This window comes from Streptomyces sp. NPDC002403, from assembly GCF_053593015.1.
On the sequence record NZ_JBSFBQ010000038.1, the window covers coordinates 1 to 24,174 of the forward strand.

At 71.4% G+C, this 24,174-nt stretch carries 19 protein-coding genes and 1 tRNA gene; 1 reads left to right on the forward strand and 19 read right to left on the reverse strand.

Annotated elements, in window-relative coordinates:
- Nucleotides 1-121: 121 nt before the first annotated feature.
- Nucleotides 122-754 (forward strand): class F sortase, encoded by a 633-nt coding sequence (locus ACWCPY_RS31060; protein WP_451270519.1) that lies wholly within the window; start codon nucleotides 122-124, stop codon nucleotides 752-754.
- Here ACWCPY_RS31060 and ACWCPY_RS31065 read toward each other — a convergent pair.
- The 19 genes from ACWCPY_RS31065 to ACWCPY_RS31155 form a co-directional block, all read right to left on the reverse strand.
- Nucleotides 729-1,619 carry an ATP-grasp domain-containing protein gene (locus ACWCPY_RS31065; RefSeq protein ID WP_451270521.1) on the reverse strand — a complete coding sequence of 297 codons (891 nt, stop codon included), beginning with the start codon at nucleotides 1,617-1,619 and terminating at the stop codon, nucleotides 729-731. The genes ACWCPY_RS31060 and ACWCPY_RS31065 overlap by 26 nt on opposite strands.
- A complete protein-coding gene (locus tag ACWCPY_RS31070; RefSeq protein ID WP_451270523.1) occupies nucleotides 1,616-2,569 on the reverse strand; it encodes an ATP-grasp domain-containing protein in 954 nt (317 codons plus the stop codon). Before ACWCPY_RS31070 ends, ACWCPY_RS31065 begins: the two co-directional genes overlap by 4 nt.
- Nucleotides 2,570-2,726: 157 nt before the next feature.
- Nucleotides 2,727-3,116 carry a D-ribose pyranase gene (gene rbsD / locus ACWCPY_RS31075; protein ID WP_451270525.1) on the reverse strand — a complete coding sequence of 130 codons (390 nt, stop codon included), beginning with the start codon at nucleotides 3,114-3,116 and terminating at the stop codon, nucleotides 2,727-2,729.
- A complete protein-coding gene (locus ACWCPY_RS31080) occupies nucleotides 3,113-4,039 on the reverse strand; it encodes a ribokinase (protein WP_451270527.1) in 927 nt (308 codons plus the stop codon). Before ACWCPY_RS31080 ends, rbsD begins: the two co-directional genes overlap by 4 nt.
- A 95-nt stretch (nucleotides 4,040-4,134) precedes the next feature.
- A complete protein-coding gene (locus ACWCPY_RS31085) occupies nucleotides 4,135-6,108 on the reverse strand; it encodes an ABC transporter permease/substrate-binding protein (RefSeq protein ID WP_451270529.1) in 1,974 nt (657 codons plus the stop codon).
- Nucleotides 6,098-7,657 carry a sugar ABC transporter ATP-binding protein gene (locus ACWCPY_RS31090; protein WP_451270531.1) on the reverse strand — a complete coding sequence of 520 codons (1,560 nt, stop codon included), beginning with the start codon at nucleotides 7,655-7,657 and terminating at the stop codon, nucleotides 6,098-6,100. Before ACWCPY_RS31090 ends, ACWCPY_RS31085 begins: the two co-directional genes overlap by 11 nt.
- Nucleotides 7,654-8,670: a LacI family DNA-binding transcriptional regulator gene (locus tag ACWCPY_RS31095; protein ID WP_406740498.1), complete on the reverse strand. Its 1,017-nt coding sequence runs from the start codon at nucleotides 8,668-8,670 to the stop codon at nucleotides 7,654-7,656. The genes ACWCPY_RS31090 and ACWCPY_RS31095 overlap by 4 nt, the downstream gene beginning before the upstream one ends.
- 285 nt (nucleotides 8,671-8,955) lie before the next feature.
- Nucleotides 8,956-9,043: transfer RNA gene (locus ACWCPY_RS31100), tRNA-Leu, on the reverse strand.
- Nucleotides 9,044-9,416: 373 nt separating this feature from the next.
- Entirely contained in the window at nucleotides 9,417-10,448 is a 1,032-nt protein-coding gene (locus ACWCPY_RS31105) for a sugar phosphate isomerase/epimerase family protein (protein WP_451270534.1), read from the reverse strand.
- Nucleotides 10,449-10,478: 30 nt separating this feature from the next.
- Nucleotides 10,479-11,885, reverse strand: a complete 1,407-nt coding sequence (locus tag ACWCPY_RS31110; protein WP_451270536.1) for an alkaline phosphatase family protein — start codon at nucleotides 11,883-11,885, stop codon at nucleotides 10,479-10,481.
- Nucleotides 11,882-13,057 (reverse strand): metabolite traffic protein EboE, encoded by a 1,176-nt coding sequence (gene eboE, locus ACWCPY_RS31115; protein WP_451270538.1) that lies wholly within the window; start codon nucleotides 13,055-13,057, stop codon nucleotides 11,882-11,884. Before eboE ends, ACWCPY_RS31110 begins: the two co-directional genes overlap by 4 nt.
- A gap of 4 nt (nucleotides 13,058-13,061) precedes the next feature.
- Nucleotides 13,062-13,910, reverse strand: a complete 849-nt coding sequence (locus ACWCPY_RS31120) for a TatD family hydrolase (protein WP_451270540.1) — start codon at nucleotides 13,908-13,910, stop codon at nucleotides 13,062-13,064.
- Nucleotides 13,910-14,572 carry an EboA domain-containing protein gene (locus ACWCPY_RS31125; RefSeq protein WP_451270542.1) on the reverse strand — a complete coding sequence of 221 codons (663 nt, stop codon included), beginning with the start codon at nucleotides 14,570-14,572 and terminating at the stop codon, nucleotides 13,910-13,912. The genes ACWCPY_RS31120 and ACWCPY_RS31125 overlap by 1 nt, the downstream gene beginning before the upstream one ends.
- Before the next feature lie 21 nt (nucleotides 14,573-14,593).
- Nucleotides 14,594-15,511: a sugar phosphate isomerase/epimerase family protein gene (locus tag ACWCPY_RS31130; protein WP_451270544.1), complete on the reverse strand. Its 918-nt coding sequence runs from the start codon at nucleotides 15,509-15,511 to the stop codon at nucleotides 14,594-14,596.
- Nucleotides 15,508-16,572: an SCO3242 family prenyltransferase gene (locus tag ACWCPY_RS31135; RefSeq protein ID WP_451270546.1), complete on the reverse strand. Its 1,065-nt coding sequence runs from the start codon at nucleotides 16,570-16,572 to the stop codon at nucleotides 15,508-15,510. Before ACWCPY_RS31135 ends, ACWCPY_RS31130 begins: the two co-directional genes overlap by 4 nt.
- On the reverse strand, nucleotides 16,569-17,687 hold the full coding sequence (locus ACWCPY_RS31140) for an inositol-3-phosphate synthase (RefSeq protein WP_451270548.1): 1,119 nt from the start codon (nucleotides 17,685-17,687) through the stop codon (nucleotides 16,569-16,571). The genes ACWCPY_RS31135 and ACWCPY_RS31140 overlap by 4 nt, the downstream gene beginning before the upstream one ends.
- A gap of 132 nt (nucleotides 17,688-17,819) precedes the next feature.
- Nucleotides 17,820-21,548, reverse strand: a complete 3,729-nt coding sequence (locus ACWCPY_RS31145) for a ThuA domain-containing protein (protein ID WP_451270550.1) — start codon at nucleotides 21,546-21,548, stop codon at nucleotides 17,820-17,822.
- 316 nt (nucleotides 21,549-21,864) lie between these two features.
- Nucleotides 21,865-22,869, reverse strand: coding sequence for a sugar phosphate isomerase/epimerase family protein (locus ACWCPY_RS31150; RefSeq protein WP_451270552.1), 1,005 nt, complete (start codon nucleotides 22,867-22,869; stop codon nucleotides 21,865-21,867).
- A 12-nt stretch (nucleotides 22,870-22,881) separates the two neighbouring features.
- Nucleotides 22,882-24,120, reverse strand: a complete 1,239-nt coding sequence (locus ACWCPY_RS31155) for a Gfo/Idh/MocA family protein (RefSeq protein WP_451270554.1) — start codon at nucleotides 24,118-24,120, stop codon at nucleotides 22,882-22,884.
- Between the last annotated feature and the right edge of the window lie 54 nt (nucleotides 24,121-24,174).

Sequence of the window (24,174 nt, forward strand, 5' to 3'; positions counted from 1 at the left end):
TAGTCGACCGAACCGAGCTCGGCGTCGCTCGCGAGCCTGCCGGTCACGTTCGACACCCCTTCGTGGCGCCGCCCGTTCCCGGGCGGCGCCACTGCCGATTCCGCCCAGACCTGGAGCCCCCATGTTCCGCACCTCGCCCCCGCTCCGACGCGCCGCGCTGCCGCTGCTCGCCTGCCTCTTCCTCGCCGGCTGCTCCTCCGACGCCACGGACGGCTCGTCCGCCGCGGCACCCGGCAGCGGCACGACCGCCACCGTCGGCACTCCGGAACGGACCGGTTCGACGGGGACCGGGAAGCCCGAGGACTCCCCGGCAGCCGCCCCCGTCCGCATCACCGTCCCGTCACTCGGGATCGACAGCGAGCTGATGCGCCTCGGCCTCAACCAGGACGGCACCGTCGAGGTCCCGCCCGCCGAGAAGGGCATGACCGCCGGCTGGTACACCGGCGGCGCCGCTCCCGGCGAGCGCGGCGCCGCGGTCATCATCGGACACAACGACACCCGCTTCGGAAAGGCCGTCTTCCACGATCTGAAGAAGATCGGCAAGGGAGCGGACATCGCCGTCCGCAACGACCGCGGCGCGGAACTCCACTTCCGGGTCACCGCCACCGAGACAGTCAGCAAGAAGGCCTTCCCGACCGAGAAGGTCTACGGCGCCACCAACACCCGCACCCTGCGCCTGATCACCTGCGACGGCGCCTTCGACGACCAGGGCCACCCGGTGGACAACCTCATCGTGTACGCGAACCGGAGCTGAGGGCGGGGTCGGGGCGTGCGAGGCCGTCTCCGGTCGCACGAGCGGGCCGGGGGCCGGGGCGTCGCAGTGCCAGGGCCGCCAGCGCCTGCGGGGCGCCCTTCGGGCCGCGGATGCCCGGGAAGGCGTTGATGTCGACGACGACGGGCGCCCCCTCGCGGTCCAGCAGGTCGACACCGTAGACGTCCAGGCCGAAGACGTCTCCCGTGCGCAGGGCGAGCCGGGTCCAGTCCTGCGGCAGGTCACGGACCAGGGGCGCGGGGCGCGCGCCGTCCGGCGGTGCGCCCACCGGTGCGGGGCGCACCGCCGCGAACACCTCTCCCGCGATCACCCAGAGCTTGTGGTCCCAGCCGCTGTTCGCGACGAACTCCTGCAGCACGACGGGCTCGTCGGACCACTCCGTGGCAAGGGACCGGAGCCCGGCCGGGCCGTCCACGCGGGCGACCAGGTCCGCGCGGCGGCTGTGGCGGCTCTTGACCATGATCGGATAGCCGTTCTGCGGCAGTTCCGGTCCGTGGAGGGCTTCGGACAGTGCGTCCAGGGTCCGTGTCCGGGGCATCGGCAGACCGGCGCCCTCCGCCACGGCGGCGATCCGGCTCCGGTCCTGGCACAGCTCCGTCGCCGCCGCGGAGTTCACCACCCGGGCGCCGAGCCCTTCGAGGGAACGGGCCAGGGCGAGTGCCCGGGGGGTGTGGGCCTTGAGGAGGTAGACGTCGGCGAGATCGTCCGCGGCCGCCGGTTGCGACGGTGCTCCGGTTCCGGCGTCCGGGTCCAGGAACGTCACCCGGTGCTCCGCCCCGGTCAGCGCGGAAGCGGCCGCCGCGAGCAGCGGATGATCCGGCTTGTCGGTCAGCACACAGACCCTCATGTCCGCGCGCCTTCCGGTACGGCCGCCGCCATGTCCGCCACGGGCCCGGGGCCGGCCGCGGGGTGCGGACGGTGCCGGCCGTGGGAGACCTCCGGCTGCACGGGAATGCGCGGGGCAGGGGTGATCGTGCCCTTCCGGTCGGAGTCGCCGGTCCTGGCCAGTTCGAGAACGGCGCCGGCCAGCCGGGACGCGGCGTCGGGGACGCGGCGGAAGCTCGGGAAGTCGTTGATGTCGACGATCACGGGGCCGTCGGGGCCGAGCACCACGTCGATGCCGTAGAGATCGAGGCCGAAGACCGCTCCCACCTTCGCCGCCGCCGCGGCCACTTCGGCGGGCAGGGGGACGGCCCTTTCCTCGACCGGTGCGTCCGGGTGGAGCGGGGAGCGGCGCACGGTCGCGTGGAACTCGCCCGCGAGACAGTAGACCTTGAGGTCGGAGCCCGCATTGGACACATAGGGCTGTGCGATGAGCTGGCCCTCGCCCGGCTGCTCCGCGTCCGCCAGCCGCCCGGGGTCCGACACGAGCCGTACTCCGCGCCCCGAGCTGCCGTCGGCGGGCTTGACCACCAGGGGGAAGAGCTCCTCGGGAACGTCCGCGAACAGCGTCGCCCTCGGTGCCGAATAGGTCACCGGGACCGGCAGCCCGTACTGCCGCGCGATGACCGAGGTGAGGACCTTGTCGCGCACCGCGCGGATCGACCGCGCGTCGTTCACCGTGGTCAGCCCCACCGCCGCCGCGGCCTCCAGCAGGGTGAGCCCGGGGCCGCCGGACACGGTCTTGAGTACCCAGGCGTCATGCGTCCCCGCCCGCACCTCCTCCGATATCCGCAGGAGTGAGCCGCCGGGGCGCACCACGTCCACCTGGTGTCCCCACGACGTCAGTTGCCGGACGACGTCGAGCGGCATGCCGTCATGCCGGTACAGCTCTTCGACGAGGAAGCAGAGCTTCATCCCAAAACCCCTCGGTGCCCCACAGCTGGTGGGGGCACAACGGTGCCTCGCGGTGCTCCTACGAACACCGCCAAAAGGGCAACGCTACGTCACGTCTGCCCCAAAGCAACCTCGGCCGTGGGTTACTGATGGTCCGTTCCTTCGCCGGCTGTTCCCTTCAGAAGAAGACCCCGCACCGCAGCAGCACATTCGCGTACGGCCGCGCCTCGCCCGTCCGCACCACCAGCCGGGCACCCGCCGAGAGTGCCTTCAGCTCGTCATGGGGTACGTGGGTGAGTTCAGGGAGGCGCTCCGCCAGGAGGCGCGCGGCCTCCGGGTTGGCCCCGCGTACCTCGTCCGCCGCTGTCGCGCCCTCCACCACCAGTTCGTCCAGCAGGCCGTCGAGCACCTCGGCGAACGAGGGGACACCGGCCCGGAAGGCCAGGTCGACGACGCGGGGACCGTCCGGGACGGGCATGCCCGCGTCGCAGATCAGTACGCCGTCGCCGTGGCCCAGTGCGGCCAGCGCTCCGGCCAGATGGCGGTTGAGGATCCCTGCCTTCTTCACAGCGCGGAGACTTCCTCTGCGGTCGGGAAGGACGCCTGCGCGCCCTGCCGGGTGACGGCTGCCGCGCCCACCCTGACGGCGAACGCGACGGCGTCGGCGAGTTCCTCGCCCAGGCCCAGCCGCCAGGCCAGGGCGGCGGTGAAGGCGTCGCCCGCCCCGGTCGTGTCCACGGCCTCGACCCCGATGCTCGGTACACGTACGACCTCGTCGCCGCGGCTCTCCGCGACCAGTGCTCCCGCCGCCCCCAGCGTGACCACGACCGACCGCGGGCCGAGTGCGAGCAGCGCTCGCGCCCAGTCCTCCGGCGCGGCACCCGCGGCCTCGCCCAGCATGTAGCGCGCCTCGTGCTCGTTGACCACCAGGGGGTCGCAGGCGGCCCGCACATGGTCGGGCAGGGGCGCGGGCGGCGAAGGGTTCAGCACCAGCCGGGTACCCGGTGACATCGCACCGGCCACCTCGGCGACCGTGTCCAGCGGGATCTCCAGCTGAACGGAGACGACCCGGGCCGCGCCGAACAGGTGGCCGGCCGCCCGGATGTCCTGCGGGGCGAGGCGGGCATTGGCCCCCGGCGACACCACGATGCTGTTGTCACCCGAGGGGTCCACGGTGATCAGTGCGACGCCGGTGGGGGCCCCGCCCACGAGGACGCCCGAGGTGTCGACGCCCGCCGCCCGTTGCGACTCCAGGAGCAGGCGGCCGTGCGCGTCGTCCCCGACCCGGGCCAGCAGGGCCGTACGGGCTCCGAGGCGGGCCGCGGCCACCGCCTGGTTCGCCCCCTTGCCGCCCGGGTGGACGGCGAGGTCGGAGCCGAGCACGGTCTCGCCGGGGGCGGGGCGCCGCTCGACACCGACGACCAGGTCGGCGTTGGCGGAGCCCACGACCAGCAGGTCGTACCGGTCGTGGTCGTGTTCGCTCTCGTGCATGGTTCCTGCTTTCCGTGGTCGGGCGGCTGTTCGGGGCGAGCCAGGTGGTATCCGCGGGTCCCGATCGGTCACGCCGGGGTCCCGTCGGGCCGGGCTCAGGAGAAGTCGGCGACGTTGCTCCTGGTGACGACCTTGACCGGCACCATCACCGTGCTGCCGACCTTCTTGCCCTCTGCCGCCTTCACCGCGTTCTGCACGGCGATCCTGCCCAGCTCCTTGGGCTGCTGGGCCACGGAGGCGTACAGCGTGCCCGCGGCGACCGCCTTCAGGCCGTCCGGAGTTCCGTCGAAGCCGACGACGGAGACCGACTTTCCGGCCTTGCTGCCGAGCGCCTTGACCGCGCCGAGCGCCATTTCGTCGTTCTCGGCGAAGACACCGCTGATGCCGGGGTGGGACTGGAGCAGATTGGTCATGACGTCCAGGCCCTTCGTGCGGTCGAAGTCCGCCGGCTGCCTGGCCACGACCTTGATGCCGGGGTACGCCTTGAGTCCCTCGGCGAAGCCCGCGCCGCGCTCACGGCTGGCCGAGGTGCCTGCCGTGCCCTGCAGGACGGCGATGCTGCCCTTGCCCCCGAGCTTCTCGGCCAGCGCCTTGGCTGCGAGCCTGCCGCCAGCGACGTTGTCGGACGCCACGAGCGTCGCGGTCCGTGCCTTGTTGACGCCCCGGTCGGCGGCGATCACGGGGATGTCCGCCTTGTTGGCGCCCTGGACGGCGGGGCCCGCCGCGTCCGAGTCCACCGGATTGACGATGATGGACTTCATGCCGGAACTCGTGAAGTTCTGGAGCTGGTTGGCCTGCTGCGAGGCGTCGTTCTGGGCGTCGGTGACGGTGAGGTCGACCCCGGCCGCCTTCGCCTCCGCCTGTGCGCCCGCCTTCATCTGGACGAAGAAGGGGTTGTTGAGCGTGGAGAGCGACATGCCCACCTTGGTGTTGCCGCCGGAGGAGCCGGAGTTGAAGTACGAGACCGCGCCCACGACGACGGCGACGCACAGCGCGGCGATGCCGAACTTGACCGCTCCCGCTCCCTTGCGGCCGGATCCCGGTGAGCCCGGCGCCGCGGACGAACCGCCCGGTGCGGCGGCTCCGGAACCGGCCTTGCGGCGGAGTGTGTCCAGCAGCACCGCGAGAGCGATGACGACACCGATGACGACCTGCTGCCAGAAGGCGGAGACGGAGAGGAGGTTCAGCCCGTTGCGCAGGACGGCGAGGATCAGTGCGCCGATCAGGGTTCCGGACGCCTTGCCGACCCCGCCGGCGAGACTGGCGCCGCCGATGACCACCGCGGCGATGGCGTCGAGTTCGTATCCCTGCGCGGCCTGCGGCTGCGCGGAGGTCAGCCGGGACGCGAGGACGATGCCCGCGACCGCGGCGAAGAGCCCGGACAGGGCGTAGATGGCCAGCTTCTGCCGCTTGACCCGCAGCCCGGAGAGCCGGGCCGCCTCCTCGTTGCCGCCGATCGCGTACATCGAACGGCCGATGTAGGTACGGGCCAGGATCAGCGCCGCGATCAGGCCCATCACGATCATCACGAGGACCGGGACGGGCAGCCAGCCGCCGAGCGTGTCGCCGAGCACGGAGACCGGGTCGGGGAAGTCGATGGGCTTGCCCTGGGAGATGACCAGGGACAGACCGCGCGCGATCGACAGCATCGCCAGGGTCGCGATGAACGGTGGCAGCTTTCCGTACGAGACGAGCGCCCCGTTGACGAACCCGCACGCGATACCGGTGGCGGCGGCGAGGACGAGCGCCAGCCAGACCGGCAGCCCCTCCGAGGTCGCCGTCCAGGCCAGGACGGTCGCCGAGAGCGCGGCGACCGAGCCCACGGACAGGTCGATGCCCGCCGAGACGATGACGAAGGTGACACCGAACGCGAGGATCGCGGTCACGGCGGCCTGCACACCGATGTTCAGCAGGTTCTGGGTGGTCAGGAAGTCGCTGGAGAGCAGCGACATCGCCACCAGCAGGACGACCAGGGCGCTCAGGGCGCCGTTGTCGAGCAGGAGACGGCGGACCGTGTGCCCTGCGGCGCCGCTGGCGCCCGTATTGCTCTTGAGCGTGTCAGTGGCCACGGGGGCTCTCCTCAGTCGTCGTGGGCGCTGCGTCGGAAGGTGTGGTGGGAGTTGTTGTGGGAGGTGCGCTGACGGCGAGGGCCATCACGGCGTCCTGGGTCGCTTCGTGCGCGGCGAGTTCCCCCGCGATCCGGCCCTGGGACATGACCAGTACCCGGTCGCTCATGCCGAGGACCTCGGGCAGGTCGCTGGAGATCATCAGGACCGCATGGCCCGAGGCCGTCAGTTCGTTGATGAGCTGGTAGATCTCGACCTTGGCGCCGACGTCGATGCCGCGCGTCGGTTCGTCGAGGATCAGCACCCTGGTGTCGGCCAGCAGCCACTTGCCGATGACGACCTTCTGCTGGTTGCCACCGGAGAGCGTACGGACGTGCTGGCCGAGGCCCGCCATCCGTACGCCGAGCTGTTCGGCGATCCGGGCGGCCGCCGCGCGCTGCCCCTTGAGGTCCACCAGCCCGGAGCGGCTGGCCGAGCGCAGGGTGACCAGGCCCAGGTTCTCCTGCACCGAGGCGTCGAGCACCAGGCCCTGCCCCTTGCGGTCCTCGGGCACGAGGCCGATTCCGGCTCCCATCGCCGCGGTGACGTCATGCTTGGCCAGCCGCTCGCCGAGGACGTCGACGCTGCCGCCGTCGTAGGGGTCGGCGCCGAAGACGGCGCGGGCGACCTCGGTACGTCCGGCACCGACGAGACCGGCCAGACCGACCACCTCGCCGGCCCGCACCTCGAAGCTGATGTCGTGGAACACGCCGTCGCGGGTGAGACCGCGCACGGACAGCAACGGGCTTCCGGTCTCCGGTCGTTCGCGCGGGTACTGCTGGTCGATGCTGCGCCCCACCATCAGCTGTACGAGTTCCGCCTCGGGGGTCGAGGCGGGCACCTGGTCGATGCTCCGGCCGTCGCGCAGCACGGTGACCCGGTCGCCGAGTGCCGCGATCTCCTCCAGGTGATGGGTGATGAAGACGACACCGACGCCGTCCGCACGCAGCTGCCGCACGATCCGGAAGAGCTTGTCGACCTCCTCCGAGGTGAGGACCGCGGTCGGCTCGTCCATGATCAGGACGCGTGCGTCCAGGCTGAGCGCCTTGGCGATCTCCACCATCTGCAGCCGGGCGATGCCCAGTTCGCGGATCCTGGCCCTCGGCGAGACATGCAGGCCGACGCGGTGCAGCAGCACCTCGGCTTCCGCCTCCATGCGACGGCGGTCGATCAGCCCGAAGCGGCGCGGCTGCCTGCCGAGGAAGATGTTCTCGGCGACCGTGAGATCGGGGACCAGGTTGAACTCCTGGTAGATCGTGGCGATTTTGAGCCGTTCGGCGTCCTGTGCGCCGTGGATGCGGACCTCGCGCCCCTGGGCGAAGATCCGGCCGCTGTCCGGGCGGTAGGCGCCGGAGAGCATCTTGATGAGTGTGCTCTTGCCGGCTCCGTTCTCGCCGAGCAGGACGTGTACCTCGCCGCTGCGCAGGTCGAAGTCCACACTGTCCAGCGCGACCACACCGGGGAAGGTCTTGCGTACGCCTTCGATGCGCAGCAACTCGCCGGGACCGTTCACAAGTTGCTCCTCTGGTCCGAAGTGGGTTCGCCGCAGGAACGGCGTACGACGAGGCGGGCGGGAAGGGTGACGGACTGCGGGGACCGGCCCTCGACGATGTCGACCAGTGCCCGGACGGCGGCGCGGCCGAGCTCACCGGTCGGCTGGGCGATGGCCGTGATCGGCGGGGCGGTGTGGACGAACCACGGGATGTCGTCGAAGGCGGCGAGCCCGATGTCCTGCGGGACACGCAGGCCGGCCGCGCGGATGGCGTCCAGCGCACCGAGCGCCATCAGGTTGTCGGCGGCGAAGACGACCTCGGGCGGTTCGGGAAGCGCCAGGAACCGCTCGGTGACGCGTCGACCGCTGTCCGCCTGGAAGTCGCCCTGGCCGATATAGGCGTCGGGCAGCGTGAGTTCGTACGCGCGCAGTGCCTCGCGGAAGGCCTCGACGCGCTCGTTGCCCGTGGTGGTGGCCGCGGGGCCCGCGATGATCGCGAGCCTGCGGCGGCCCAGCGCGTGCAGATGGGCTACCAGGTCCCGGATCGCGAGGCGGCCGTCGGCGCGCACGACGGGGACGTCGACACCGGGCATCCACCGGTCCACGAAGACCATCGGGGTGCCGGCGCGTGCCACGTCCGCCATCAGCGGGGAGTCGCCGTCCGCGGGAGAGACGAGCAGCCCGTCGATCCTCCGGTCGAGGAGCGTGCGGACGTGGTGGTCCTGCAGTTCCGGCCGCTCGTCGGCGTTGCCGATGATCACGCTGTAGCCGAGGGCCCGGGCCTCCTCCTCGACGAAGCGGGCCAGTTCGGTGAAGTACGGATTGAGCACATCACTGATGACCAGGCCGAGGGTGCGCGTCTGGTCGGTGCGCAGCGAACGGGCGACGGCGTTGGGCCGGTAGCCAAGGGCGTCGACGGCGGCGAGGACTCGTGTCCGCGCGTCCGGGCTGACGGAGGGATGACTGTTGAGAACACGGGAGACCGTCGCGACAGAGACTCCCGCCTGGGCCGCGACGTCCTTGATGCTCGTCATGTCCGGACCACCTCCTTGTGGTTTCCGTGAGCCTCGAAACCAGCGGGCCGGAGCTGTGGGCCGGAGCCGTGGAATCGATTACACGGATGATTGGAAACGATTACACGGCCGGAGACAAGACCCCACCCGCCGTCCGAGACCGGATCGTAACGAGCGTGACGGAGGAGACGGGAGTGAGCCGAGCGCACGAGCGGGGCGCGACACCGCAGGGGCATCCGGGCGCGGGCCCGCAACGCAAAATGCCGATCGGGGAGAATCCCGACCGGCATTTGACCGATTTCCTACTGGTGTCCGAGGGGGGACTTGAACCCCCACGCCCGATAAAGGGCACTAGCACCTCAAGCTAGCGCGTCTGCCATTCCGCCACCCGGACCAGGTGGTCGGCCCCGGTTTCCCGCGGCGACATGGAAAACAATACCAGGGGTTCGGGGTGGCTCTCACCTGCGTTTCCCGTGGTCAGTGCGGTGCGGCGGACGCACCCGGCGCAATGCGGCCCCACATCCCCAGCCGCAACCACGGTCCGTGTTCACGTCCGTACGCACAGTGGATCGCCACCGGCAGCTCCGTCTCCGCGCGGCCGGTCGGTCGTCGCTACCGAGTTCGCGCCGATGCCGTGGACGTACGGCTGAGCAGGTCGCCGCCCACGCGGCCGGCGGCCGGCCCGGATCACCGGGAGGCCCGGCTGCGCGGCTGTCACGACGGCCCTCCCCGCCGCTTCGCGAGGGGGGCCGTCGTGGGTACGGTCGCTAGCAGCCCTTGCGGCGCAAGGTGTGCAGGTAGGCGGCCGAGCGGCGGGCCGTGGTGAAGGAGTCGACGATCGGCTGGTCGTGCTCCACCTGCCAGTGGTGGTCACGGCGGCCGCCATGGGTCCTGGTGACGGCGTCGAGGAACTTCTTGTAGTCGATGTCGCCGTCCCCGACGTCCACCATGCGGTAGCCGTCGCGGGCCGCTATGTCGTGCTCGCCGTCCTTGACGTGGAAGAGCGGGTAGCGGTCGGGCTGCTTCAGTACGTAGTGCAACGGGTCGAAGGTGTCGGGGGTGCCGTCGGCCCGCTTCCCGAACCGGAACTGTCCGACGTAGGCCCAGTAGATGTCCATCTCCAGGAAGACCAGATCGGGGTCGGTCTCAGCGAGCAGCACGTCGTAGAGGCGGACGTCGGGCCGGTCGGTGGCGAAGGAGAACTCCTCGGCGTGGTTGTGCTGGTAGAACTTCATGCCACGCTCCCTGGCCGCGGCGCCGTAGGTGTTGAACTCCTCGGCGGCGCGCTTCCAGCCGTCGACCGTCGATCCGTAGCGGAACGGTCCCGAGGCGGTTCCGACGTGCTTGAGGCCGAGGGCCTGTGCGTCGTCGAGGACCTTGGTCAGGTTCTGCGCGAAGGTGTAGGCGTTGGGGTTGTTGTCGTCGTAGTAGCCGACGTGGCTGCCGATGCCCTTGAGTCCGTGGTCGCGGGTGAGCTTCTTGAGCTGGGCCAGGGTGATGGCACCGGCCGAGCCCTGGGTGTATCCGGCGTACTCGACCTCGTCGTAGCCGTACGCCTCCAGTTCGGCGAAGACCTTGTCGAAGCCGAGGGTCGAGACCTTGTCACGGAGGGTGTAGAGCTGGATCCCGAGGCGGCCGGGCGGCAGCAGCGGGTCGCCCTGGGGCCTGCCCTGGGCGGTGGCGGAAGGGGCTGCGGCACCGAGCAGGGCGGCTGCGGTGGCTCCGGCGGCGACGCCGAGCATGGAACGCCTGCTGAGCTTATGGGCGAGTTCGGCATCGACGGGGGTGCGGCGGCTCATGGGGGAACTCCTTCTGGGGGTGGGACGTTGTCAGTGCAGTCCGGCAAGCTCGAGGAGCAAGGACTTCACTTCGGTGGCCCGGACCGGGCCGGTGAACGCGTGGGGGGTGGAGCACAGGATGAGCGGACCTTCTTCGTCGCTCTGCGGAAGGCGGCCGTGGCTGCCGCGAATAGGTGACGGGTCCAGGGGCACGACCGCCATGCGGTAGCGCATGCCGAGCTTCTTGCGGGCGACGGCCGTGGCCGCCTTGACCCGGACGTACGGGTCCTTGGGGTCCAGGAAGAGTTCGACGGGGTCGTAGCCGGGTTTGCGGTGGATCTCGACGAGCTGCGCGAAGTCGGGTGCGCGGTCGTCGTCGAGCCAGTAGTAGTACGTGAACCAGGCATCGGGGTCCGCGACGGCCACCAGTTCGCCCGAGCGCGGGTGGTCCAGGCCGTGCGCCTTCTTGCCCTCGTCGTCCAGGAGCTGCTCGATGCCCTGGAGGTCCTGGAGGGCTTCGCGGGTCGCTTCGAGGTCCTCGGGGCGGCGTACGTAGATGTGGGCCAGCTGGTGGTCGGCGACGGCGAAGGCGCGGGAGGCCATCGGGTCGAGGTACTCCATGCCGTCCTGGGTGTGGACCTCCAGGAGGCCGGCCCGGCGCAGCGCCCGGTTGATGTCCACGGGCCGGTCGACACGGGTGATGCCGTATTCGGAGAGGGCGACGACGGTGCGGCCCTCGCGGCGGGCGTCGTCCAGGAGGGGGGCCATGGCGCGGTCGAGTTCGGCCGCGGCCCGGTGGGAGCGCGGGTCGTCGGGGCCGTAGCGCTGAAGGTCGTAATCGAGGTGCGGGAGGTAGCACAGGGCCAGGTCGGGGTGGCGGGTGTCGAGGATGTGCCGGGTCGCGTCGATGATCCACTGCGAGGAGACGAGGTCCGCGCCGGGGCCCCAGAAGTGGAAGAGGGGGAAGGTGCCGAATTTCTCGGTGAGTTCGTCGTGCAGCGCGGGCGGACGGGTGTAGCAGTCGGGTTCCTTGCGGCCGTCGGCGTAGTAGACGGGGCGCGGAGTGACGGTGATGTCGGTGTCGGCGCCCATCGCGTACCACCAGCAGATGTTGGCGACGGTGTAGCCGGGGTGGGAGCGGCGGGCGGCGTCCCAGAGTTTGTCGCCCGCGACCAGTCCGTTGTGCTGGCGCCAGAGCAGGACGTCGCCGAGTTCGCGGAAGTACCAGCCGTTGGCGACGATGCCGTGTTCGGCGGGGGTGGTGCCGGTGAGGAAGGTGGACTGGGCGGCGCAGGTGACGGCGGGGAGGACGGTGCCGAGGGCGGCGTGGGTGCCTGACTGCCCCAGAGCCTTCAGGTGCGGCATGTGGTCGAGGAGCCGTGGGGTGAGGCCGACGACGTCGACGACGAGGAGAGGGGTGGGTGTGGCGGGCCCGGTGGGCTGCTCGGCGGTGGTCACGGGAGCTCCTTGAGGCCGAGGTCGACCAGGAGGTCGCGGGCGAGGGTGAGTTCGGCGGCGATGCCGTCGGCGAGCTGGGTGCGGGTACGGGGGCGCTGTGCGGCCGGTAACGCCTGCCAGGTGTACGTCTCGACCTCCAGATGCCTGGTGAGGGGTCGTGCGCCGCCCACCAGGCGGGTCAGTGCGGATCGGAGCACGGGAAGGGTGGAGGTGAGCGGTGGTGCGGGTGGTGTGTGCAGGGGGACGTGGAAGTGGGCGCGCCAGGGGGCGCCGTCCGGCAGGACCCGGCCGGTGACGGCCTCGCCGAGGTCGTCGGTGCCGCGCAGCCCGGCGGCGGTGCGGGTGCGGGTCTGGTGCAGGAATCGGGGCTCCGCGAAGGCGGCGAGTGCGGTGCGTACCTCGGGGAGGTGGGGGTGTTCGGCGTGCAGGGCGGCGGAGAGTTGTGCCTTGGCGATCGGGATGTCCGCTGCGCCGAGTGCGCCGATCGCGGTGCCGGGGTCCTCGAAGGAGGTGGCCAGGTGGCAGGTGTCGATGCAGATGCCGATGCGTGGGTGTCCGACGGAGGTGAGGGGTGCGATGGCGTCGGCGGTGGTCTCGACCGTGCAGCCGGGTTCGGGTTCGAGGCCGATGCGGATGGACTTGCCGGTGAGCTCGGCGAGTGCGTCGAGACGTTCACCGAGGGTGGTGAGCGCGGTGTGTGCCGTGCGGGCCGCCTCCGGGTCCGAGTCGAAGGGGGTGCGCCAGGCGATCGGGAGGGTGGAGATGGTGCCTTCGGTGGCGTCGTCGGGGAGCAGGCCGGCCAGGAGCCTGGCGAGGTCGGTGGTGTGGGCGAGCCGCTCCGGGTCCGTCCAGTCCGGCTTGTACACCCGGTATTTGACCTCGTCGGCGCCGAATCCCTCGTACGGGAAGCCGTTGAGGGTGACGACCTCCAGGCCGCGGCGGTCCAGTTCGGCGCGCAGGGACCGCAACTCGGCCGGGTCGTTGATCAGGGCACGGGCCGCGTCCCGGGCGAGCCAGAGACCGATGCCGAGCCGGTCGCGGCCGAGGCGTCTGCGGACCGGTTCGCAGTGGTCGCGCAGTTGGGCGCGGACGCCGTCGAGCGTTTCGGCGGGGTGGACGTTGGTGCAGTACGCGAGGTGGACGGTGGAGCCGTCGGGGTGGCGGAAGCGCATCGCCTCACTCCCCGCCGCGCAGGATGGAGTTGCCCTCGTGGAGGGGTTCCGGCGCGGCGACGCCGAGCTGGAGACGGCCGCTCTGTCCGTAGAAGGCGACGGGGTTGCGCCAGAGCACCTGGTCGACGTCGTCGTCGCCGAACCCGGCGGCGAGCATCGCATCGCCCACCTTGCGGGTCTTGAGCGGGTCGCTCCTGCCCCAGTCGGCGGCCGAGTTGACCAGGATCCTCTCGGTGCCGTGGGTCCTGAGGATCGCGATCATGCGGTCCTCGTCCATCTTGGTGTCGGGGTAGATGGAGAAGCCTGCCCAGCAGCCGCTGTCCAGGGCGTCCTTCACGGTCGTCTCGTTGAGGTGGTCGAGCAGGACCCGTTCCGGGGAGAGGTGGGACTCCCGGACGACGTCGAGGGTGCGGTGCAGCCCGGCGAGCTTGTCCCGGTGCGGGGTGTGCACGAGTGCGGGCAGTTCGTGGTCGGCGGCGAGCTGGAGCTGGGTGGCCAGGGCGGTGTCCTCGGCCGGGGTCATGGAGTCGTAGCCGATCTCGCCGACGGCGACGACGGAGTCCTTGACGAGATAGCGGGGCAGGGCGTCCAGGACGGGGGCGCAGCGCGGGTCGTTGGCCTCCTTGGGGTTGAGGGCGAGCGTGCAGTGGTGGGCGATGCCGTACTGGGCGGCGCGGAAGGGTTCCCAGCCGAGCAGGGCGTCGAAGTAGTCGAAGAAGCTGGCGGGCGAGGTGCGGGGCTGGCCGAGCCAGAAGGAGGGTTCCACGAGGGCGCGGACCCCCGCGTCGTACATCGCCCGGTAGTCGTCCGTGGTGCGGGAGGTCATGTGGATGTGCGGGTCGAAGATGCGCATCAGGGCTCCTCCGTGGGGGCGGCACCGGGGGTGGTGAGTTCGAGGACGCGGGTGAGATCGGTGGGGACGCTGCGGCCCGCTGCGATGCGTTCGGCGGCGAAGTCACCGAGCATGCGGGCGAGTTCGGCGTCGCCGCGCGCGCGTCGGGACAGTCCGTCGACGGCGTCGACGGGGACCTCGGTGAAGAGGCATTTGAGGATGGCGTGGCGCCAGTTGTGCGGGCCGAGATGAGCGGCGGCGTACGGTCCGACGGCTGCGGCGACCAGCCGGGTGTCATTGGTGCGCAGGGCGTCCTCGACGAGCGGAAGGGCGGTGGGGCCGAGGTCCAGCCGGTGCAGGGTGAGCAGGACGGCGCGCCGTTCGGCGGCGGTGCCCTGTTCGTAGAGCCTGGTCAGGGCGGGCAGCGCGGCCCGGGCCTCGATGAGCAGCAGGGCGCGTACGGAGTCGGCGTGTTCGAGTCCGCAGTGCCGGCCGGCCGCGGCGTACCGCAGTTCCCACGACGGGGCGGCATACGGTCCGCCGGGCTGTTCGGCGTCCTGGTGGGCGGCGGAGTGCTCCGCCTCGGCGAGGGCCTCGTCGAGCCAGGCCCGCGCGGCTCCGCCGAGCCGTGCGTCGAGCTCCTTGCGGGTCAGCAGTGGGGGGTTCGTCGGGGACATCGGCATGGCCTCGCTCCCTTCGGCGGTTCAGCGGCTCGACGGGCTGTGTTCCGACTGACTGTGTTTCGACGTGTTGTGGCTCGGCGGGCCGGCCTTCGACGGACTGTGGTCGCGGAGGAATTCGATGGAGGTGCGGGCGAGTTCGGGGCCGGCGTGGGAGTGGCGGGGCAGTTCGACGACGGTGAGGCCGCGGTAGCCGGTGCCCGAGAGGGTGTCGAGTGCTTCGAGTACGGGCGGGAAGTCGATCTCGCCCTCGCCGAACGGGAGGTGTTCGTGGACGCCGCGGCGCATGTCCTCGATCTGGACGTGGCGCAGCCAGGGTGCGGCGTCGCGGACGCAGTCGACGGGCAGGGCGGGCTCCAGGCACTGGCAGTGGCCGATGTCGAGGGTGAGCCCGAGCGGTGCCGGGTCGCCGCTGAGGACGCGCAGATGGTGGAAGTCGGCGAGGTTGGCGAGGAGGTGTCCGGGCTCGGGTTCGATCGCCAGGGGAATGCCGGAGCGGTCGGCGGCCTCCAGTACCGGGGCGAGGGAGCCGGTGAGCCGCTGCCATGCGGTGTCGGGGGCGGTGTCCGGCGGGGTGATGCCGCTGAAGCAGTGCACCGCGTGGGCGCCGAGGTCGGCGGCTATGGAGACGGCCCGGACGAGCAGCCGGGTGCGGGCGGCGCGGGCCTCCGGATCCGGATCGAGGAGGGACGGGCCGTGCTTGCGGCGCGGGTCGAGGATGTAGCGGGCGCCGGTCTCCACGGTGACACCGAGCCCCAGCGCCCGGAGCCTGGCCGCCACGTGGCGGGTGCGGGCGGCCGCGTCCGGGGCGAGGGGGTCGAGGTGCATGTGGTCGAGGGTCAGGCCGACGCCGTCGTAGCCGAGGTCGGCGAGGAGTCCGAGGGCGTCGTCCAGGCGGAGGTCGGTGAGCCCGTTGGTGCCGTAGCCGAAGCGGATCGTCATGTCGGGCTCACCTTCCGGGCGAGGGTGCGGGCGATCGGTACGAGTCCCATGACGGCGAGGCCCGTCCCCACCGCTCCCGCACGGGCGGCGAGGGCGGCCTGGAGCGGGATCATCGCCCGGATACCGCCGCCGACGGCTCGCTGGGTGAGCGGTGGGGACGGGTTGAGCGCGGCATGCAGGAGGGGGACCGCGGCGGTCCGGAAGTAGGAGCCGGTCAGCGCGGTGCGCAGGAGACCGGGGACGGTCGGGGCGGGGGCCATCGGCGAGCGGTGCGGAGGGTGGGACCGGGGGTGCTCGTTCCGGCTGCCGTTGCCCGTGTGCGGATCCGTCTCCCGGGTTCCGTGCCGTCCACGCTGTTCGTGCACGGCCGCGGCGCCCAGGGCTGCGACGGCCGCGAGCGCGGTGAGGGGCGCGGTGGTGGATCCGCCGTGCGCCTCGTGCCGGGAGACGGCGGTGACGGCGTAGGTGTGCGCGCCCAGCAGGCCGGCGGCGGGAAGGGCGGCGCGGACGGAGCCACGCCCAGCAGGATCCGAGCCTCGGGCGGATCCCGTACCCGCCATCACCTCCGGACCCGGACCCGTCCCCGGCCGGACCGCACCCGTCGTCCGCCGTGCCGCCCCGGTCGCGGTGGCGCCGAGGAGCAGGTCGAGCCCGCGCGCCGCCGCCATCGCCGCCGGACCGGCCGGGGTGTGCTTCAGGCGGAGGTCGTACGCCCATACGGTCGCCGCCAGCCCCGTGGCCACCGCGAGGGCCGGGCGGCCGGCCCGGGCGGCGAGGCCCAGCCCGGCGGCCGTCAGCGCGCCGGCCGCCGCGAGGGCCGCGGCGGGTGCGATCCGGCCCGAGGGGATCGGCCGGTGCGGGCGGTCGATGGTGTCCTCCTCGCGGTCGGCCCAGTCGTTGAGCGCCATGCCCGCCTCGTACAGGCAGAGCGAGGCTCCGACGGCGAGCGCGGTTCCGCGGTCGGGACGCCGGCCGCTGGCCGCAGCCCCGGCGAGCGCGTCACCGGGGACGGTGAAGAGCGCGGAGACCCGTAGCAGCTCCGCCCAGGCGCGTGCCGTCACCGGTCCCCCCGGAGCGTCCCGGCGAAGGCGAGCAGCGCGAGGTACTGCTCGAAGAGCGCGGCCGGGCCGCCGTCCGGGTCCTTGAAGTAGAAGCCGAGCTGGGGCAGCGGGCCGCTCATGCCCCGCTCGTGGGCGCGGGCCACCAGTCTGGCGAGGTCCAGGACCAGGGGTGCGGCCAGCGCGGAGTCGCAGCCCTGCCAGGTGGTCTGGAGCACCATCCGCGCGCCGAGGAATCCGTCGAACGCGATGTGGTCCCAGGCGGTCTTCCAGTCACCGAGCGCCGGTACGTCGTCGATGTGGACCTCGCCCTCGGGGGCGGCGCCCAGGGTGTCGGCGAGGACGCGTTCCTTGCCGGCGTTCTTGGCGGCCGCAGCGGCGGGGTCGGCCAGCGCAGCTCCGTCCCCGCCGCCCAGCAGGTTGGTTCCGGACCACGCCCGTACGGGCAGGGCGCGTTGCACGAACATCGGGGCGAGTACGGAGCGGAGCAGCGTCTGGCCGGTCTTGCCGTCGCGGCCCGCGTGAGGAAGTCCGCAGGCCGCGACGGCGTCCTGGAGGGCAGGGGTGCGCAGCCCGGTGGAGGGGGTGAAGTTGATGTAGGGACAGCCGGCCCGCAGCGCCGCCGCCGCGTAGAGCGAGCTGGCGGGCAGCCGCTGTTCGCCGGGGACCGGGACGGGTTCCGTGGACGCCACATTGACGACGACCGTCCTGGCCAGGCCGTTGCGCTGCCCGAAGCCGGTGAGGTCGGCGGCGAACGCGGTGATGAGTTCCTCGTCGTTGCGGGTGTCGCCGGGCAGGGGACCACCGGGCCGTATCTCCGCGTCCGCGGCGGCGAGTTCGGAGTGCACCGCCGAGGGCAGGCCGTGCGGCAGTACTCCCCCGGCCGCCAGTGCCTCGGCCCGCTTCGGCAGCGGGCAGCCGGCCGTGTCGTGTCCGCCGAAGACGAGTGAGGTGAGTGCGGGCAGCCCGCTGCCGGTGAAGGGCGGGGTCTCGGTGACCATGCCTGCCGCCGGGTGGAGCCCCGCCGCGATCGCCGCGCACCCCGCGGTGGCGGTGGTGGCGACGGAGCCGCGTGCTCCGATGAACCAGACTCCGGTACGTACGGCGGTTGCTGACACGGGCTGCCTCCCTGGCTGGGGGTGCTGGCTGGGCAGAGCGGGTGGCGCTGTACGACAGGGGCACGGGACCGGGCGGGGACGGCGGGCGGGGAGGGTGTCCCTTCCTCGCCCGCCGTCACCGGGACGGGCGCCCTACGCCGAGGGCAGTTCCTTCAGCTGGATGTTGCGGAAGGACACATGGTCGTCGGCACCGTGGTTCTGGATGCCGATGTAGCCGCTCTTCAGGCTCCGTACCGGATCGGTGTTGGTGAAGTCGTTGATCTTCACCCCGTTGAGGAAGACCTGGAGGCGTTCGCCCTGGACCTTGATCTCGTAGCTGTTCCACTGGCCGGGCGGCCGCAGGACCTGGTCACGGGCCTTGGCGTTCGCCGCCTTGAAGGTGTAGACGGAGCCCGTGGTGCGGTCGGGCGCGTCGGTGGCGTCGATCTGGACCTCGTAACCGTTGTTCACCGCGGACCAGGGGTCGTCGGACTCCGGGAAGCCGACGAAGACACCGGAGTTGTCGTCGCCCTGCATCTTCCAGTCGAGCTTGAGGGAGTACGAACCGAGCTCCTTGGCCTGGTAGGTGAGCAGGCCCATGCCGCCCTGCGAGCGGAGTTCACCGTCGACGACGTCGAACTTTCCGGGGCCCGCCTGCTTCCAGCCTTCGAGCGTCTTGCCGTTGAAGATCGACCGGTAGCCGGTGTCGGGCTTGCAGTCGGCCTTCACCTGTCCGGCCGCGTACCGCATGCCGCCCAGGAGCAGCTGGCGGAAGGCCGGTTCGGCATACGACTCCTTGGTGTGGCCGAGGCCGGTGTAGAAGGAGCGGCCGCCCTGGTAGGTCTGGCACCAGGTGATGGGGTGGTCGCCCTTCATGGAGCCGCCGGTGTAGGTCGTCTCGTCGAGTGTCGCGAGGACCTTGGCCTGACCTCGCGGATTGGTGCGGTAGTTGTACCACTCGTCGGTGCGGTTCCATTCGTCGTCGAGGTGCGCGGTGGCCGGATGCTTGTGGTCCTCGACGCGGACGGTGGCGGGCTGGATGGCGGGGTGCGAGGAGAAGTAGGCCCCGACGAGTCCGCCGTAGAACGCCCAGTCGTACTCGGTGTCCGCCGCCGCATGGACGCCCATGTAGCCGCCGCCGGTGGCCACGTAGTTCTCGAAGGCCTTCTGCTGGTCGGCGTTGAGCACGTCACCGGTGGTGGAGAGGAAGACGACGGCGTCGTAGCGGGCCAGGTTGCTGGTGGTGAACTGGCCGGCCGTCTCGGTTGCGTCGACGGTGATGTTGCTGTCCTTGCCGAGTTCCTTGAGCGCCGCGATGCCCTCCGGAATCGCGTCGTGGCGGTAGCCGGCCGTCTTCGAGAAGACCAGGACCCGCTTGGCGGTCTTGTCGGGGGCGCTGTTGGAGAGCTCGAAGTCGTCGATGTCGAAGAGCGCTCCGTCACCTCCCTTGAAGACCAGGAAGAGTTCGGTGGTCTTCTTCGGGACTCCGCGCAGCGGTACGTCGATGTCCTGGAAGTTGTCCCAGGCACCGGTCACCGGTACGGGTGCGGAGCCGAGGATCTTGCCGGTCGCCGAGCCGGTGCGGACTTCGAGGAAGCCGCCGGCGCCGCCGGAGGAGATCCGCGCGGTCAGCTTGGTGGAACCGGCCAGGAGGTACGGCTTGAAGGAGATCCAGTCGTCGTTGTGGATGTCGCCGACCGTCTTGCCGCCGTGGGCGGTGGCCTTGTTCTGCGGGGCGACGCCGTGGGAGTCGCTGTAGTGCTCGGCCTGGCGGTGTCGGGGCTGGAGTTCGGCCTGGTCATGGCCGGACAGGGCGGCCTGACCGCCTCCCCCGCCGTCCGTGTACGAGGCGTCGATGACACCGAAGATGTTGGCGTTGGGGTCGTGTCCGCCGTCCATCTCCGTCTTGATGGTGCCGGTGCAGCCGTGCGCCGAGGTGATGGGGTGGCCGTGGCTGTCGTGGCCGAGGATGAAGCGGACCTCGACCTTCGAGCAGTCGATGGTCCCGTCCTCGGGGTCGGTGACGGTCACCTTGAACGGGATGTCGTCGCCGAAGGAGAACAGCTGCCCGTCACCGGGGAGTTCCAGCTTCACCACCGGAGCGGTGTTGCCGACCGTCACATGGACGTTCGCCGAGCCGGTGCGGCCGGTGGGGTCCGTGGCGGTGACGGTGGCGGTGTAGGTGCCGTTCTTCTTGTACGTGTACGTGGGGTTGGCGGCGGTCGATGTGCCGCCGTCGCCGAAGTCCCAGCTGTAGCCGAGCGTGTCGCCGTCGGCGTCGGTGGTTCCGGCCGAGGAGAAGGCGACCTTGAGGGGTGCGGTGCCCGAGGTCTTGTCGGCACTCGCCTCGGCGATCGGCGAGCGTCCGCCGGTGGCGTTCTCGATGCGGTAGAGCGCCGAGTTCTGGTCGCCGCCGAAGTAGCCGGTGCCGTAGTCGAGTACGTACAGCGCGCCGTCGGGGCCGAACGTCATGTCCATCACCTGGGTGCCCGACCACGGGAAGGCGTTGATGGACTTCACCGTGCCGTCGGTGTCCTGGTCGATGCGCTTGATCCAGCGCCGGCCGAACTCGCCGGCGAAGAAGTTGCCGTCGTAGGCCTCGGGGAACTTCACGGGCGAGTCGAGGTCGGCGTCGTAGTGGTAGACCGGGCCGCCCATCGGGGACTCGGAGCCGGTGCCGAACTCGGGCACCGATCCGCCGTCGTACGGGATCCAGGCGGGCTGGGACGGCGGCAGATCGACCAGTCCGGTGTTGTACCGGGAGGTGTTCTTGGGTGCGGCGCAGTCGAAGGTCGCACCGGATGTCTTGGTCGCGAAGTCGTAGTCGACGAACGGGTCGTTCTTGCCCGTGCAGAACGGCCAGCCGAAGTTGCCGGCCTCGGTGACGCGGGCGAACTCGACCTGGCCGCCCGGTCCGCGCTTGGGGTCGGCCGCACCGGCGTCGGGCCCGTAGTCACCGACGTACACGATGCCGGTGGGCTTGTCGACGGTGAAGCGGAAGGGGTTGCGGAAGCCCATCGCGTAGATCTCGGGGCGGGTCTTGTCCGTGCCCGGGGCGAAGAGGTTGCCGTCGGGGACGGTGTACGAGCCGTCGTCGGCGACCTTGATGCGGAGGATCTTGCCGCGCAGGTCGTTGGTGTTCCCCGAGGTGCGGCGGGCGTCGAACGCGGGGTTGCGGTCGGGCCGGTCGTCGATCGGGGTGTAGCCGTCGGAGGCGAACGGGTTGGAGTCGTCGCCGGTCGACAGGTACAGATTGCCCTGCGCGTCGAAGTCGATGTCACCGCCGACGTGGCAGCAGATGCCGCGCGAGGTCGGGATGTCCAGGACCTTCTTCTCGCTGGCGGTGTCGAGCGTGCCGTCCTCCTTGAGGACGAAGCGCGAGAGCCGGTTCACTCCGTCGAACTTGGCGAAGTCGGCGGCGGTGCCGTTCTCGGGGGCGTCGCCGGACGGCGTGTCCAGCGGGGGCGCGTAGTAGAGGTAGATCGCCCGGTTCCTGCTGAAGTCCGGGTCGACGCCGACGCCCTGGAGGCCTTCCTCGTCGTGGGAGTAGACGGGGAGGACACCGGCGAGCGTGGTGTCGCCGCCGCTGTCGGTGAGCCACAGCTCGCCGCCGCGCGCGGTGTGCAGGACGCTGCGGTCGGGGAGCACCGCCAGCGTCATGGGCTCGCCGGTCTCGGCCACCCCCTTGGCGAGGGTGACCTGCTGGAATTCCTCGGCCGCCGCGTCGGCGGCGGCCGGCGAGGAGGGCCCTGTCGCGGCTGCTCCGGGTGTGGCGCCCAGGGCCAGGGTGGCCGCGGCGAGCAGGCCGCCGGTGAGCAGCGCGAGGGATTTGCGTACGCGGAGCCGTGTTCTGCTCCTGTTTCCGGTTGGGGTTCTGTGCACGAGTGTCCTCCGGAGAGTGCCGGTTGTACGGGCGGGGTGCTGCCGTGCCGTTCTGCGCGGGGACTGCCGCGCGGGTCGTTCGGGGTGTGTGGGACACCCGCGACCCGAGTTATGCCATGTACACGCTGTGGACCGTAGACCTGTTCGTCCGGAACGGAAAGCCCTTGCGCAGCGGTCCGGTCGAACTTTTTCCTGCGTCAGGACAAAGCAGGGTGAGGGCAGGGGTGGGTACGGGGCGGTCGCGGAGCTCTCGCCTCCGGTCCGCCCCTGCCCGGACCGGAGGCCCGGGGACACTCCGTCCCCGGGCGGGAGTCGGTCAGTCGCCGCCCCCGAACGCCGCGTCGAAGGACGCCGACGGCGGCTCGAAGTCGTACCGCTTCAGCGTGGCGAGTGCCTCCGGCGCGCCGGCCAGCCGGTCCATCCCGGCGTCCTCCCACTCCACCGAGACCGGCCCGTCGTACCCGATGGACCGGAGCATCCTGAAGACGTCCTCCCAGGGCACGTCACCGTGCCCGGCCGAGACGAAGTCCCAGCCGCGCCGCGGATCGCCCCACGGCAGATGGGAGCCGAGCCGGCCGTTGCGGCCGTCGAGGCGCTTGCGTGCCTCCTTGCAGTCCACGTGGTAGATGCGGTCCCGGAAGTCGTACAGGAAGCCGACCGGGTCCAGGTCCTGCCAGACGAAGTGGCTCGGGTCGAAGTTCAGCCCGAACGCCGCCCGGTGACCGACGGCCTCCAGTGCGCGGTGCGTGGTCCAGTAGTCGTACGCGATCTCGCTGGGGTGCACCTCGTGGGCGAAGCGCACGCCCTCCGCGTCGAAGACGTCCAGGATCGGGTTCCAGCGCTCGGCGAAGTCCTCGTAGCCCCGCTCGATCATGTGCGGCGGAACCGGTGGGAACATCGCGACCAGGTGCCAGATCGACGAGCCGGTGAAGCCGATGACGGTACGCACCCCGAAGGCGGCGGCCGCGCGGGCGGTGTCCTTGAGCTCCTCGGCGGCCCGGCGGCGGACCCCTTCGGGCTCGCCGTCGCCCCAGATCCGCGCGGGCAGGATCCCCTGGTGCCGCTCGTCGATCGGGTCGTCGCAGACGGCCTGCCCGACGAGGTGGTTGGAGACCGCCCAGCACTTCAGCCCGTACTTGTCGAGCAGCTGTCGCCGTCCGTCCAGATAGCCGGGGTCGGCCAGCGCCTTGTCGACCTCGAAGTGATCTCCCCAGCAGGCGAGTTCGAGCCCGTCGTAACCGAAGTCCCGGGCGAGCCGGCAGACCTCCTCCAGCGGCAGGTCGGCCCACTGGCCGGTGAAGAGTGTGAAGGGACGGGGCATGGGCAAGGCCTCCTAGAGAGCCACGGGGGTGTGTACGGAGTTCTTCTCGGCGCTCTCCTCCACCGCTGCGAGCACCCGCTGCACCTGCAGTCCGTCGGCGAACGACGGTGCCGGGGAGGTTCCTTCGGCGATCGTCCGCACCAGGTCGCGGGCCTGGTGGACGAAGGTGTGCTCGTAGCCGAGGGCGTGGCCCGGCGGCCACCACGCCTCCAGGTAGGGGTGTTGGGGTTCGGTGACGAGGACACGCCGGAATCCTGCCGTGGCGGCGGGTTCGGTGTGGTCGTGGAAGGACAGTTCGTTGAGCCGTTCGAGATCGAAGGCGAGTGAGCCGCGCTCCCCGTTGATCTCCAGCCGCAGCGCGTTCTTCCGTCCGGCCGCCATCCGGGTCGCCTCGAAGGAGGCCAGCGCCCCGGAGGCGAGCCGTCCGGTGAACAGGGCCGCGTCGTCGACGGTCACCGCTCCCCGCCCGGCCGTGTCCGCGGCGCCGGAGAGTCCGGCCGGCGGGCCCGCGAGCCGGGGCCGTTCGCGTACGAAGGTCTCGCTGACCGCCGATACCCCGACCAGCGGCTCCCCCGCCAGATACTGGGCCAGGTCGACGATGTGTGCACCCAGGTCGCCCAGGGCGCCCGAGCCGGCGCGTTCCCGCTCCAGCCGCCAGGTGAGCGGCGACTCGGGGTCGACGAGCCAGTCCTGGAGGTAGGCGGCGCGGACATGGCGCAGGGTGCCGAGCCGTCCCCCCGCGATCAGCTGCCGGGCATAGGCGATCGCGGGCACCCGGCGGTAGTTGAAGCCCACCATCGCGACCTGGCCGCGGGCGGCCGCGCGCTCCGCTGCCTCGGTCATCGCCTCGGCCTCGGCGACCGTGTTGGCGAGCGGCTTCTCGCACAGCACGTGCTTGCCCGCCTCCAGGGCGGCGATGGCGATCTCGGCATGGCTGTCGCCGGGGGTGCAGATATCGACGACGTGCACATCTTCCCGGGCGATGAGGGCCCGCCAGTCGGTCTCGGCCGCCGCCCAGCCGTGACGGGCGGCCGCCGCGTCGACAGCGGCCCGGTCGCGTCCGCAGATCGCGGCGAGAGCCGGTCTCATCGGCAGGTCGAAGACGTGTCCGGCGGTGCGCCAGCCCTGTGAGTGGGCGGCGCCCATGAACGCGTATCCGACCATGCCGACCCCGAGCACCGGCACACTCGTCGCCGGCCGGTGCGTCGGCGGCGCTGCGGCCTCCTGATCCGTCTCTTCCCTACGGGCCATCCGGGCTTCCTCCTCGTCGGTCGTTCGATGGGTGCGGCAGGAGGGTCAGCACCC